Here is a 13,009-nt window from a genome sequence, read left to right on the forward strand (position 1 = left end):
TATCCGGATGATTTTATGTTGCTGGGGGCCTGCTGTTGAAGGTATTGGCAGGGCGGCGGATCGGGCCAGTTCACCCAGCCCGAGAGCGCTGGCCTAAATCACGCGATTTTGAAAACGAAAAAGGGGCGCTCTCATTGAGCGGCCCCTTCCTGAAATCGATATTATTAACGGTTTGTTTACTTATACAGGTGGTAGCTTACCCCAATGGTAAAAGCCAGGTTGGTTTTGTCGTACATTTCTTTGAATGTACCGATGCCCGGATAAGAAATTTCCTTATAGCCATCCTGATAAGCGGTATATAATCCACCCAAGTCAAGATCGAAACGGTCGTTTACCTTGAATTGCATTCCAAAACCTACCGAATTGGAACTCAGGCTGTAGCTTATATCCGTTTGGTAGCCGCGACCTACTCCGGTTTCGGAATGCATAAAACCGGCGCTGATTTTGGTAATGTCCGACAGTTGGTACTCCATGCCCAGCATCAGTTCGTACAGGTTCTCCTTCACCTCGTTTTCCTTGCCGTCCCAGTTGGCCCCTTTGTCAAAATAATTATTGAAAGAACAGGAAACATGAAAATTGTCAAACAGTTTATAGTCGATACCTGCCATCAGGATAGCCGGAATATCATTCCGGAATTTGTCGCCATCGGGAAACTCACCCGTACCATCTACCTCTGTTTCGTTGGTCATCTCCAGTTTTGTGCGGAACTCATACTTCATCCCGATATTGAGCCGATCGCCGGGTTTAATATTCAACCCTAAGATTGGGGTGTAGCCAGTTCCTTTTTGTTTTACTTCTACTTCTTTGTCCGAAGTAAGTGCAGCATAGTTGTTTTGACCAATAGCGGTGAAAAAATCGGGGGCAGGTATAAATCCACCCAGCGGATTTACTTGCGGATGTTGCGGATTGATCAGGATATCGCGAATATGACCGTCATACTTATTCACTGCGTCCAGGTAACGGAATCCGACAGAGGCGCTGATTACTTCGCTGATTTCATAAGAGGCATTGGCCTGAAAGCCCAGGAAGACCGATGATCCTTTAAAGTACAGGTCTGCTGCATAATTTGGAGTTGGAACACCTAAGCCGGTAATTAAACTTGGCAACGCAGAAAACGGGATTTCAAACGAAGGTAACCCGGTTTTGTATTCGGCTGTTCCGCCACCTGCATTTACACCAAAACCAAAGGACAGGGCCAGCCTGTCTTTTTTATAAACCGCAAAAGCTGAAGGAAAAACCGGAACAGTCAGTCCTCCCTCATAAGTCGATTCGTTGAGTAAAGGATATAAATTTTCGATTGTCCTGTTTTGAAAAATACTTTGGTTGTTCAACGAAAAATGGTAGCCATTTTCCAGTCTTACCAACCCTGCAGGATTGTAATAAACCGCGTCAATATCCAGTGAGGCGTTGCGCGAAAGCATTCGAACATATTGTGCACTTTGATTGGCATTGGTTAAAATACCACCGGCAAAAACTACCTGTGATACCATGACGCAGGCAAGTGTCAATAAATTAGTTTTCTTCATAAAAACAAAAGATTAGTAAATGCCACAAAAGTAGAATAATTTACATAGGTAAATAATAGACCTGCTGCAAATCAGTTTTTATGAAGAATAGTGATCTGCCGGACAAGAGATCATTCCGACAGCGTATTGTCGATTAAGGATTAGGAATTAACGATTTATGGGCAAGAGGTATGAGAAGAGATAGTGACGAACAATTCAATCGCCAGCTGTCCGATCATTAATTATTCAATGACCAATCCCAGTACCTCACCGTCCGGTTTCCACCTCCTGCCCGTACTCTTTTCTTGTCGTTCGGGGTCGAAGAAATCAATAAATGTACTCTTTAATTTCTTCTTCCTCCGTAAGTTCTCCGTTCGAAATGGTAATGGCAGTCTCAATCAGGGCCAGGTGCGAATAGGCTTGCGGAAAGTTCCCGAGCATGCGTTTGGTTTCAAAATCCAAATCTTCGCTGTACAGGCCCAGATGGTTGGAGTATTTCAGCAGAGCATGGAATTTTTCCAAAGCTTCTTTTTTGCGGCCGATTTTATACAGACTGTTGGTGAGCCAGAACGAACAAATCGTGAAGGCCGATTTCGGAGTCCCAAAGTCATCTTTATTTTTGTAACGGTACATGAGGCCGTTGTGTTCCAGGTCTTTCTGAATGGCCAGCACGGTATCGACAAAACGCTGGTCATTGGCCGAAATAAACCCGTACGATTCCATCAGCAACACCGAGGCATCCAAGTCGTTGCTTCCATAAGCCTGGGTAAACGACTGCCTGGAATCAGACCATGCGTATTGATGAATGTCTTCTTTGATGGTGTCACGCAGTTTGCTCCACGGTTTAATGTAAAGATCCCGTTTCAGCAGGGTGGCGATTTTTACGGCGCGGTCAACGGCCACCCAGCAAAGCACTTTGCTGAAGGTGAAATGCTTGTTTTCGTTGCGGATTTCCCAGATACCACGGTCGGGCTTTTTCCAGTTGGTTTCTACCACTTTAATAATGTTTCGGGTGATTGTCCACAACTCCTCGCTGTGCTCTAGGCTGACGGAGTAAATTTCGAAATGCTGAAAAATAACATCCAGCAGAATGCCGTAAATGTCGTTTTGCTTTTGTTTATAGGCTGCGTTGCCAATACGCACGGGAGCTGAGTTTTCGTACCCCGAAAGGTGCGTCAGCTCCTGTTCTGTTAGTTTCTTCTCGCCGCGAATGCCGTACATGATCTGCATTTTTTCATCCTTATCCGGCAGGATGTCGATGATAAAGTTCAGGTAATGTCGCGCCATGCGAAAATGGCCCAGCGAGGTCATTATTTTTACCACCATCGAAGCGTCCCGGATCCAGCAGAAACGATAGTCCCAATTTCGCTCTTCGCCAACCGTTTCGGGCAGCGAGGTGGTCAGGGCAGCCAAAATTGCCCCGCTTTTGTCGAAACTCAGCATCTTCAGTGTCAGCGCACTTCGCACAATGGCGTCTTCATATTTTTTAAACGAAGTGGTTCGCTCGGCCCAGTTCAGCCAGTAAACCTTGGTACGTTCCAGTTTCAGTTTTTCACGTCTCACGTCCTGGGGCAGTAACTTTTGGTTGTAGCTCACCAGACAGAAATTGTCCTCCGTAAGTTTCAGCGGACGTTCATCCAGGATCGATTGCAGGTTAAAGCCCGAATACAGGTACAGTGAATCATAAGCTCCTTTTTCGGTGGTCGATTTAATGTAACAATCTTCGATGATGTTGTGGGTTGAAAAACGGGCGTATTCCAGTCGTGGATTGTATTTGACCACCAACTCGGGCTCACCTTCAATATGGTTAAAGTAACGCACTACATCGGGCGGAAGATAGTAGCCTCCGGACTCGGTTTGATAGCGCGGCATAAAATCATGGATTTCGAATATTCCATCTTTACAGATAAAACGGGTTACCAGGATGTTGGTCCGCGGAATGTAGTATTGTTTAATCTGCTCTAAAAAGGTGGGTACTACCTCAAAGCTACCGCCTACGTTGTCGTCCAGTATTTTAGCAAATACCGATGACGAATCAAATTGGGGCAGGCACATCCACTCGATGGATCCCGTTTCTGAAATCAGGGCAGCGCTCCGGCAATTCCCGATTATTCCGTAATTTAAGTTTTTCATAAACCGTTGTTATATTGTTTTTTAATCCCGGTTGCGTAGTTGGGTGGTTTTGATTACTACAAAAATTTAACTATTTTTCTATCGTCGGTCTGGTTTTCCCCAAACGGAAATGCCGGATTTTTCAGTCCGTAAAAAAGGCATAATTCAGTTAGAAATCAAAATTATCCTCGAAATCGGCCACCAGTTTACGGGCCACTTCGTACAGATATTCATTCAACATTTAAGAAGTCGGGATGTTGAGTTTGTCGGAAAGAAGATTTAAAAAGGAATAAAAATCAAATAGGCATAAGATATGAGCAAAATACACATTGTATCCAACCGGTTACCCGTAAGTATTGAAAATGGGCCTCAAGGCATGCAGGTTACGCCAAGCGTGGGTGGCCTGGCAACGGGTATGCGTTCGATTTACAAAGAGTATGGCGGCCAATGGATTGGCTGGTCGGGAATAGCTTCTGATGGTTTGTCGGAACAGGAAGTGGAAGCGATTGACGAGAAATTGGTGGACGAGAATTGCGTGGCCGTTCATCTTTCCAACGAAGAAATTAACCTGTATTACGAAGGTTTCTCCAACAACATCATCTGGCCGTTATTCCATTATTTCGCTCAGTTTATTGATTACAACCCGGATTATTGGGAGGCCTATATCAAGGTCAACCGAAAATTTGCGGATAAAGCGCTGGAAATCCTCGAAGATGGTGATACCATTTGGGTGCACGATTACCAACTGCTGCTGGTTCCCGAAATGATCAAAGCCGAAAAGCCCGGCGTTACGATTGGCTTTTTCCTGCACATTCCTTTCCCTTCGTTTGAGGTGTTCCGTATTTTGCCCTGGCGTAAGGAACTGATCAAAGGTATGCTGGGTGCTGACCTGATTGGGTTCCATACCTACGATTACGAACGACATTTCTTTAGCTCGGTTCGGCGCCTGTTGGGTTACGAGGTTTCATTCAACCAAATACACATGGAGGATCGCATCATTATGGCCGATGCCTTCCCGATGGGGATCGATTACGCCAAGTTTAGCGGCAAGGCCAAAGAGGTTTCTCAGAAATCGTTGCAGGAAAAATCGGAACTGCACCGCGAACTGGAAAAGTACTTTTTAGGCTCGCCCGACCGAAAGCTGATCCTGTCGATCGACCGGTTAGACTATACCAAGGGTATCCCCAATCGGCTGCGTGGGTTCGAATTGTTCCTGGAACGCTTCCCGCAGTTCCGCAACAAAGTCACCCTGATTATGCTGGTGGTGCCCTCACGGGCAGCGGTTGAGCAATACAAACTGCTGAAAAGTGAAGTGGATGAGCTGGTGGGGAAAATCAACGGGCGTTTTGGCGGGATCAATTATACGCCGGTGTGGTATTTTTACCGCTCCCTGCCGTTCGATAACCTGATTGAATTGTACAGCAGTTCGGATGTGGCCTTGGTCACTCCGGTGCGCGACGGGATGAATCTGGTAGCTAAAGAATACATCGCCTCCCGCGTTAACCAAACCGGTGTGATGATCTTGAGCGAAATGGCGGGTGTTGTCAAAGAGATGGGCGAAGCCATCATCATCAACCCGAATAATGATGCTGAAATTGCCGAAGCGATCTACCAGGCACTGAACATGCCGCTGGAAGAACAGCGTGAACGAATGAAACTGTTGCAGCAACGCATCAGCCGCTACGATGTATTTAAATGGGCCAGTGAATTTCTGAAAGGCCTGAAAAAAATCGAGGCCATCCAGCAAAAGTTTTTGGCCAAACGGATTACCAATTCCGTTAAAAAAGATTTGGTTGGGCAGTTTAAGAAAGCGAAAAGACGGGCAATCTTCTTGGACTATGACGGTACGCTGGTCGGCTTTCATAACGATCCGCAGGCTGCCAGTCCCGATCAGGAGCTGCATAAATTGCTGGTAAAACTGGAAGAGGATAAAAAAAATACGGTAACTATTATCAGCGGACGCGACCGCGATACGCTCGAACGCTGGCTGGGCGACCATCACGTGAACCTGATCGTGGAACATGGCGTTTGGTTGAAAAACTATGGTAGCGAGTGGCAAATGATCGATAACATCAACAGCAACTGGAAACCGATCATCCGCCCCATTTTGGAGAATTTTGTAGATCGCACACCCGGTACATTTATCGAAGAAAAGAACTATTCGCTGGTGTGGCACTATCGTAAAGCAGAGCCTGAGCAAGGCGAACTGCGCGCCAACGATTTGAAAGACGAACTCCGCGATTGGATCTCGAACCACAACCTGGAGCTGATGGAGGGAAACAAGGTGATTGAGGTGAAGGCCGGTGGTATTAACAAAGGTATGGCCGCCATGCGTTTCCTGAAAGACCAGCAATTCGACTGCATCCTGGCCATTGGCGACGACTGGACCGACGAATACATGTTCCGTGAACTGCCTGAAAGTGCCATCACCATAAAAGTGGGCTTGAAGAATACAGCCGCAGCCTATAAAGTGGAATCGGTCAACTCGGTGCGTTCCTTGCTCAAATCGTTGGGGGAATAAGTATGGGCGGTTTTATCGGCTGTCGCAATCATCAATTAATTCCCTAGATTTGAAGATTGAAAACGAAAGACCCATGAACAAACTGATTTTAATTGCTTCCCTTTTTATTGTCCTGAACGCTTTCGGTCAAACCGGCATCAACCAGGTTGATGCGGCAGGCAAAAAGCAGGGGCTCTGGCAAAAGAAACAGGAAAACGGGAAGCTTCTTTATGAGGGCAGCTTTAAAGACGACCGTCCGGTGGGCGAGTTCAAGCGTTATCATTCAAATGGAATGGTGAAGGCCATCATTCAAGATGCTGAGAATTCTGACTCATCGTATGCGAAAATGTTTGATGTGAAAGGAAAATTGATGGCCGAAGGCGCTTACCTCAACCAACAGAAAACCGGAAAGTGGTCATATTTTGGTGAAGGAAAACTCGTGTCGCAAGAAAACTACCAAGTGGGACTGAAGGAAGGAAAATCACGGACCTATTATCCTTCGGGTGAGTTGTTTGAAGAAACTGATTGGGAAAGGAACCAGCAAACCGGAGTTTACCGCGCTTATTTTACCAACGGAAAGCCCTATCTGGAATGCCAAATGAAAGAGGGAAAGCGTGATGGCTTCTGCCAGGTTTTTCGCGAAAACGGCGATCTGGAGCTGGAAGGTTTCTACCAAAATGGGCTCCGGCACAACGAGTGGAAGTATTACGATGAAACGGGAAATTATTCACACAGCTTTATTTACGATTTGGGTCTGCTGATGAATCCCGAGGTGCGCGACAGCCTCGAACAAATCCGTTTTCGTGAATTGGAAGAAAACCGTCACAAACTGGTTGACCCGGAAAAATTTATGGACAATCCCATGGAATACATGCAGCGATCGCTGTCGCCCCAATAGGAAAAAGATGAACAGGTTGCGGTTAATCTTGCTGGTTTTACTGGTGGTGGCTTGCGATATGTTACAGGCCCAGGTTGCAGCCCGGAATTATTACTGGGTAGCCTTTACCGACAAAAACGATACGCCGCACTCGGTTTCGGCGCCCGAAACCTACCTGTCGCAACGCGCCATCGCTCGGCGCCAACGGCAACAAATCCGCATCAACGAAACCGATTTGCCAGTATCGCTGGTTTACCTGGCCGGGTTGAAAAAACTGGGAGCTGAAATCATTCATTCTTCCAAATGGCTGAACGGCGCCACCATTCGGGCAACGGCAGACCTGGCTGGTGAAATTTCCGGATTGGAGTTTGTTCGTGAGCTGCAACTCACCAAACCCGCATTAACTCCGAAATTTGCTAAGAATAAATTTGTATTCGAACACATTTCTGATTTGACAGCCGGGATCGACACCTCTTATTATGGCCCGTCGGTTTACCAAATCGGCCAGTTGAACGGGCAGTTTCTGCACAACCAAAGCATTTTCGGTCAAGGCTTGCACATCGCTGTGCTCGATGCCGGTTTTTTCAGGGTTGATGAGCTACCTGCTTTCGAAACGCTTTGGGACGAGGGACGCGTGCTCGGATTCCGCGATTTTGTATCGCCCGGAAGCAACATCTTTGCCGAACACCAACACGGGATGAATGTGCTTTCGATTATGGCTGGCAACCTGCCCGGCGTATTGATCGGATCTGCTCCCGGCGCTTCCTATTATTTATTCCGGACAGAAGATTCAGCATCCGAATATCTGATTGAAGAAGATAACTGGGTTGTCGCCGCCGAGTATGCTGATTCGCTGGGCGTGGATGTCATTAACTCATCGCTTGGCTACACCGAATTTGACGACGCCGGCATGAACCACAGCTATACCGACATGAATGGCGAAACCACGCGGGTGACGCGGGCGGCCAACCTGGCCGTGCAAAAAGGCATGTTAGTGTTCACCAGTGCGGGTAATGAGGCTGACGGCCCATGGCGCTATCTGTCTGCTCCAGCTGACGGAGATCTCGTCATCGGTGTAGGCGCGGTGGACCGTTACGGAGCCTGGGCGCCATTTAGTTCGCTGGGCCCGGCTGCCGATGGCTCGGTAAAACCCAATGTCGCCGCCTTGGGCTGGGGCACCGTGTTGCAGCGCAACGACGGAACAGTTGGGTTGGGGAGCGGCACTTCTTTTTCGTCACCGGTGATGGCTGGCATGGCTACTTGCTTGTGGCAGAGCAATCCCTTGGCAACCGCACAGGAGATAAAACTGGCGCTGGAAGAAAGCGCCAGCCAATACACCCGCCCCGACAGTCTGCTGGGTTTCGGCATACCCAACCTCGAACTGGCCGACCGCTTGCTGAAGCGGAAACATGGCGTGGAGCAACTTAGCTGGGTTGCCGTTCCCAACCCGGTGCAAGCGTCCGTTCACCTGTATAAGCTCGACGGGCCCCCGGAAGCTGATGTGTTGGTGCGCATTTACCGAACAAACGGCTCGCTGGTTTACGAAAAAGTTTTCCCTGCTGCCAGCCCGATTTTTATCCCTAATCTTAGTAACTTGCCCGGCGGTTTGTATGTTGCAAGCCTACGCTACGGTAGTCATTCCACACATGTGAAACTGATGGTGGCAGGACAATAAAAATGGGTTTCATGGCAAATATACAAGTATCACTTTCCGAATTAAACCAGCAGATTAAAGAAACGCTCGACGATGCGTTTCCGAATTTGATTTGGGTGAAGGCCGAAATCAGTGAACTGACGATCAACCGGGCTGGGCACTGTTACCTGGAGCTGGTGGAGATGGATCCGGTGACCAAAGAGGTGCTGGCACGAGGCCGGGCAACCATCTGGTCGTACACCTTTCGCATGTTGAAACCCTACTTTGAAACCACTACCGGACAAGCTTTTTCTGAAGGTATTAAGGTGCTGGTCTCTGCCAAAATCGAATATCATCCGGTGTATGGGCTGAGCCTGAATATCCGTGATATCGACCCAAGTTACACGATGGGCGATATGGCTCGCAAACGGCGCGAAATTATCCTGCGCTTACAGGAAGACGGCGTGTTTGAGATGAACAAGGAACTGGAGCTTCCGCTGGTGCCGCAACGTGTGGCCATCATCTCGTCGCCAACCGCAGCCGGCTTGCAGGATTTTATGGATCAGCTGGCCAATAACCCGCGCCACATCCGCTTTTACACCAAGCTGTTCCCGGCTGTGATGCAAGGTGTTGAAACCGCCGGCTCAATTATACAGGCGCTGGATCAGGTGTTTCAGTACGAAGACTTTTTTGATGTGGTGGCCATCATCCGCGGGGGCGGCGCTCAGCTCGACCTGGCCAGCTTCGATCATTACGAACTGGCTTATCATGTGGCGCAGTTTCCACTTCCTGTAATTACCGGCATTGGCCACGAAAAGGATGAAACCGTGGTGGACCTGGTGGCCCACACCAAAATGAAAACGCCGACTGCCGTGGCCGAATTCCTGATTTCGGGCGCCGAAGCGTTTGGACAACTGTTGTCTGATCTGGAAACACGTTTTGTGGATCGGGTGGAGGAACGCCTGCTGGAAGAAACCACCTATCTGCAGCAGGCTGTTCAGCAGCTTAAGTTAGGGGTTCGGCAGTTGGTGAAAGAAGAAGAGCACCAATTCAATCTAACGGTGGTGCGGCTGAAAAATGCGGCTCCTTCCTTCCTGAAAAAACAAAAAGACCGGTTCCGAGAATACAAACATCAACTGGAAATAGAAGGGCTTGGCAACCTGAAAGAGGAGTTTCACCGCTTGCATAAAAAGGCAGAAAGCTTGCAATATTTCTCTCAACGTTTGTTTCGAAGCGGGAAGAATGCGTTGGGTCGGGCCGGGCAAGAACTGAAGATCCGTTTGAAAGAGGGTTTAAAGGCCGAAAAAAACAAGCTCACAGCTTTTGATGAAAAAGCTCGTTTGGTTGACCCCTTACAAGTACTGAAACGCGGCTATAGCCTCACATACAAAGACGCGAAATTGCTGAAAACTGTTAGTGGGCTGGCAGCAGGAGACGAATTGCTGACCCGGTTGGCCGACGGTGAAATAAAAAGTAAAATCACAAAATAAAACGACATGGTTCAAAAGAAATTAACCTACAAAGATGCCGTTGACGAGATTGACGATATCCTGGAGAAAATAGAAAACGAGGAGCTGGATGTTGACGAGCTTTCAGAAAAAGTAAAACGCGTTTCCACACTGATCAAATTTTGCAAGGAAAAGCTTCATAAAACCGAAACTGAGGTGGAGAACATCCTGAAAGAAATGGATGAGTAGCCAGAGTTGATCTTTAGTTCAAATCTCTTTCTGTAATCGATACGAATTGTTCATTTGTTTGGCATGTCCAAGAACCATCATGCAGTCAGTCGAAAAATCGTTGGCTTTTTGTAAATTAGATTCTGTTTGAATTGTGAAACGAATCTGAAAATTATGGACTTAGCGAATGTGATTGAACACCTGAATTTTTGGGCTATTCTGGTGGCTGCCCTGAGTACCTTTGTGATTGGAAGTTTGTGGTATTCGCCGGTCATGTTTGGTAACAGGTGGATGCTTCTGAATGGGTTCAACGAAAAGACCATCAATATGGGGAGCCTACCGCTGCCGGTGGTTTTTGGTTCCTCTTTTCTGATGGCTGTGCTGGCAGCTTTCGCTCTGGCTTTGTTTTTGGGAACCTCTGCCAACCTGGGCATGGGCGTGTTTGCCGGCTTTGTCATCTCAGTTTGTTGGATCAGCACGGCCCGCATCAACACGGTACTTTACGAAAAACGAAGCTTCTCCCTGTTCCTGATTAATGCGGGTTACGATTTGGTGTCGTACGTTCTGATGGGTGCCATTATCGGGATGTGGCATTAATGTCTCAAAACGGACCTTACGCTACTATAAAATCAATTCCCCAAAAAACGGGTATTGGTGAAAGTCGGGTCGCTCGGTTTTTACCGGGCTCCAGCTCAGAAAATGAGCCTCGGCAAGCGCATCGCCACATTTGTAAAAGTTGGCGCGGGCATGCAGACCGCTCAGTGTCTTCATCGGGTCATGCACAAAACAGCTGATGGGGATTGCAACCTTTAATTCCCAGCTAAAATCGCCTGTTTTCTCGTCAAACGCCTGATTGCCGAGTGTTGAAACCGTTGCAATCTGTTGAATGACTTCTACCGATAACTTTTGACGGTGGTGCCGGTCGGGGCCATAACCTACATGCGGCACACCAATGCAGTTGAACTCGAAATTGTAATAGTTGCCGTCAGCCCCGGGCGAAATGAAAAATTCCACACAACTGTCCTGGTGCACCGGCCCGTTTATTTCGGTCACGGTTGCCCGTATATATTTCTCGCGCACGTTAAATTGAAGTTCTATTATTTGTCCGTTACAGCCTATCCGGAACTGAACTTCTGGCTGGTAAGGATATTCCGTCCAGTTCTGGCAATTCACCGGGATGAACCCGGGATGATTGGCGTGGACCTTTTTCAGATTCGCTGGCTTTATCGTGTTCATATGTCTTTTGTGTTTTCACAAAGATAGCTTTTCGGTCTTTACGTTTTAATCGGTAAATCAGTGATGAAAGAATGTTGAATTTCCCAATTCGGAACAATTTTTCTCATAACCACTAATGAATAAGACTGTCTGTCCTGTTTGGATGGTAAGATTTTTCCCGGATTCAGCGGATATGTTTCGGCTTTTTGTTTTTTTTGAAGAAAAAAGCTGTGAGACCAATTCTGTACCCCATTCTGATTATTTTCTTGTTATTCTTGCCCTTCTCCGGTAAAGCTGTTCAGTTGAGCGAAAATGCCGAAATCAGCATCATGACTTGCGGCCCCAGCGAGCTGATTCACGCTATTTACGGGCATACGGCTATCCGGGTGAAAGATCCCGGCATCAACCTGGATGTGATTTTTAATTACGGCGTTTTTAGTTTCAGTGCACCCAACTTTGTCTATCGTTTTGCCAAAGGGCAAACAGATTATATGGTGGCTGCCGAGCGGTTTTCTGATTTTCTGGAGGATTACAAACGAAACGGGCGGAGCATAAACGAGCAGGTGCTTAATCTGACTGCGGACGGGAAACAGCAGTTGCTTGATTTTTTGATCGATAACGCCAGGCCTGAAAACCGGGAGTACCGCTACAACTTTTTCTTTGATAATTGTGCCTCGCGGGTACGCGATGTGGTGGAAAAAGAGGCTGGCGCAACCGTTTTTTTTCAGCAGAATTCGGGTCTGGAAAAAACATTTAGGCAGCATGTTACCCATTATCAGGAGGTGCTTCCGTGGACAAACTTCGGTATCCAGTTGGTGCTGGGTAGCCCGTCCGATAAGGTGGCTACTGCTTACCAGGAAATGTTTTTGCCTTACTTTTTGGAGAAACATTTTGCAACGGCCCAGATGGAGGTCAACGGGCAGAAACGTCCCCTTGTGAAGGCCACTCACCGGATTTATGATGCGGGTGAACCCGAAAGCCAGGGATTGCGGTGGTGGTCGCCCGAAGTGGTGTTGTCGGTTCTGTTGTTGTTGATAATCTGGTTTTCCGTGAGTCAGCTTAGACGAAAGCGAGTTAATTACCTGGTAGATTATTTTCTGCTGTTCCTCACCGGATTGATCGGGCTGGGGTTGCTGTGGTTTGTTTGGTACTCGGAACATCCGGCCATGCGGCCCAATTATAATTTAATGTGGGCCATACCTGCCAATTTCCTGTTCCTGTTTCTGTGGATCATTAAAAAATGGCGTTCGCAGCTAAAGTGGTACTGGTTGGTTTTATTCATTTGGATGGCGCTGTTCTTGCTTCTCAGCCCCTTTGTGCCGCAAGCATTTCCACTGGGTTTTTACCTGATCGCACTGATGGTGCTTTGCAGGTCGCTGCTCCACAGTTTCCGGTTCTTTTGGTTGAAAAACAAATTCTAGAAGGCGGCAAAATATAATCTTTTCAAATCAGACTCAGTCTTCTTTATTCCTTGTTGAAAAGTTTGGATGA

10 protein-coding genes are annotated in these 13,009 nt (G+C 47.5%); 7 read left to right on the forward strand and 3 right to left on the reverse strand.

The genetic code is table 11. From position 1 onward, the window contains the following. Positions 1-176: 176 nt before the first annotated feature. The gene (locus N2K84_RS07305; protein ID WP_282591137.1) at positions 177-1,526 is read right to left on the reverse strand and encodes an OmpP1/FadL family transporter; all 1,350 of its coding nucleotides are present in this window, start codon (positions 1,524-1,526) and stop codon (positions 177-179) included. Positions 1,527-1,832: 306 nt separating this feature from the next. Further along, a complete protein-coding gene (locus N2K84_RS07310; protein ID WP_282591138.1) occupies positions 1,833-3,638 on the reverse strand; it encodes a glycoside hydrolase family 15 protein in 1,806 nt (601 codons plus the stop codon). A 292-nt stretch (positions 3,639-3,930) separates the two neighbouring features. Between N2K84_RS07310 and N2K84_RS07315 the strand changes: the two genes are divergently transcribed. From N2K84_RS07315 to N2K84_RS07340, 6 genes are all read left to right on the forward strand, one after another. Further along, the gene (locus N2K84_RS07315; protein ID WP_282591139.1) at positions 3,931-6,138 is read left to right on the forward strand and encodes a bifunctional alpha,alpha-trehalose-phosphate synthase (UDP-forming)/trehalose-phosphatase; all 2,208 of its coding nucleotides are present in this window, start codon (positions 3,931-3,933) and stop codon (positions 6,136-6,138) included. Positions 6,139-6,211: 73 nt separating this feature from the next. Continuing rightward, complete coding sequence (locus tag N2K84_RS07320) at positions 6,212-7,015, forward strand: toxin-antitoxin system YwqK family antitoxin (protein WP_282591140.1); 804 nt, start codon at positions 6,212-6,214, stop codon at positions 7,013-7,015. A gap of 7 nt (positions 7,016-7,022) precedes the next feature. Next, the gene (locus N2K84_RS07325; RefSeq protein ID WP_282591141.1) at positions 7,023-8,669 is read left to right on the forward strand and encodes a S8 family serine peptidase; all 1,647 of its coding nucleotides are present in this window, start codon (positions 7,023-7,025) and stop codon (positions 8,667-8,669) included. 11 nt (positions 8,670-8,680) lie between these two features. Next, the gene (gene xseA / locus N2K84_RS07330; protein ID WP_282591142.1) at positions 8,681-10,117 is read left to right on the forward strand and encodes an exodeoxyribonuclease VII large subunit; all 1,437 of its coding nucleotides are present in this window, start codon (positions 8,681-8,683) and stop codon (positions 10,115-10,117) included. Between the two features lie 6 nt (positions 10,118-10,123). Next, on the forward strand, positions 10,124-10,324 hold the full coding sequence (gene xseB / locus N2K84_RS07335) for an exodeoxyribonuclease VII small subunit (protein WP_282591143.1): 201 nt from the start codon (positions 10,124-10,126) through the stop codon (positions 10,322-10,324). A gap of 153 nt (positions 10,325-10,477) precedes the next feature. Further along, on the forward strand, positions 10,478-10,900 hold the full coding sequence (locus N2K84_RS07340; RefSeq protein ID WP_282591144.1) for a DUF1761 domain-containing protein: 423 nt from the start codon (positions 10,478-10,480) through the stop codon (positions 10,898-10,900). A 24-nt stretch (positions 10,901-10,924) separates the two neighbouring features. Here the strand turns inward: N2K84_RS07340 and N2K84_RS07345 are convergent, their stop codons facing one another. Continuing rightward, the gene (locus tag N2K84_RS07345) at positions 10,925-11,539 is read right to left on the reverse strand and encodes a carbohydrate-binding family 9-like protein (RefSeq protein WP_282591145.1); all 615 of its coding nucleotides are present in this window, start codon (positions 11,537-11,539) and stop codon (positions 10,925-10,927) included. A gap of 209 nt (positions 11,540-11,748) precedes the next feature. Here N2K84_RS07345 and N2K84_RS07350 point away from each other — a divergent pair, with 209 nt between their 5' ends. Continuing rightward, positions 11,749-12,939 carry a lipoprotein N-acyltransferase Lnb domain-containing protein gene (locus N2K84_RS07350; protein WP_282591146.1) on the forward strand — a complete coding sequence of 397 codons (1,191 nt, stop codon included), beginning with the start codon at positions 11,749-11,751 and terminating at the stop codon, positions 12,937-12,939. The last annotated feature ends 70 nt before the right edge of the window (positions 12,940-13,009 follow it).

It is taken from the genome of Gaoshiqia sediminis, assembly GCF_025907915.1.
Taxonomy (GTDB): domain Bacteria; phylum Bacteroidota; class Bacteroidia; order Bacteroidales; family Prolixibacteraceae; genus Gaoshiqia; species Gaoshiqia sediminis.

What these genes read in the sequence shown, in the direction of transcription:
- N2K84_RS07340 (WP_282591144.1), top strand. Translation starts at nt 10,478, where the DNA reads ATGGACTTAGCGAATGTGATTGAACACCTGAATTTTTGGGCTATTCTG.
- N2K84_RS07320 (WP_282591140.1), top strand. Translation starts at nt 6,212, where the DNA reads ATGAACAAACTGATTTTAATTGCTTCCCTTTTTATTGTCCTGAACGCT.
- N2K84_RS07310 (WP_282591138.1), bottom strand. Translation starts at nt 3,638, where the DNA reads ATGAAAAACTTAAATTACGGAATAATCGGGAATTGCCGGAGCGCTGCC.
- N2K84_RS07325 (WP_282591141.1), top strand. Translation starts at nt 7,023, where the DNA reads ATGAACAGGTTGCGGTTAATCTTGCTGGTTTTACTGGTGGTGGCTTGC.
- N2K84_RS07305 (WP_282591137.1), bottom strand. Translation starts at nt 1,526, where the DNA reads ATGAAGAAAACTAATTTATTGACACTTGCCTGCGTCATGGTATCACAG.
- xseB (WP_282591143.1), top strand. Translation starts at nt 10,124, where the DNA reads ATGGTTCAAAAGAAATTAACCTACAAAGATGCCGTTGACGAGATTGAC.
- N2K84_RS07345 (WP_282591145.1), bottom strand. Translation starts at nt 11,539, where the DNA reads ATGAACACGATAAAGCCAGCGAATCTGAAAAAGGTCCACGCCAATCAT.
- xseA (WP_282591142.1), top strand. Translation starts at nt 8,681, where the DNA reads ATGGCAAATATACAAGTATCACTTTCCGAATTAAACCAGCAGATTAAA.
- N2K84_RS07315 (WP_282591139.1), top strand. Translation starts at nt 3,931, where the DNA reads ATGAGCAAAATACACATTGTATCCAACCGGTTACCCGTAAGTATTGAA.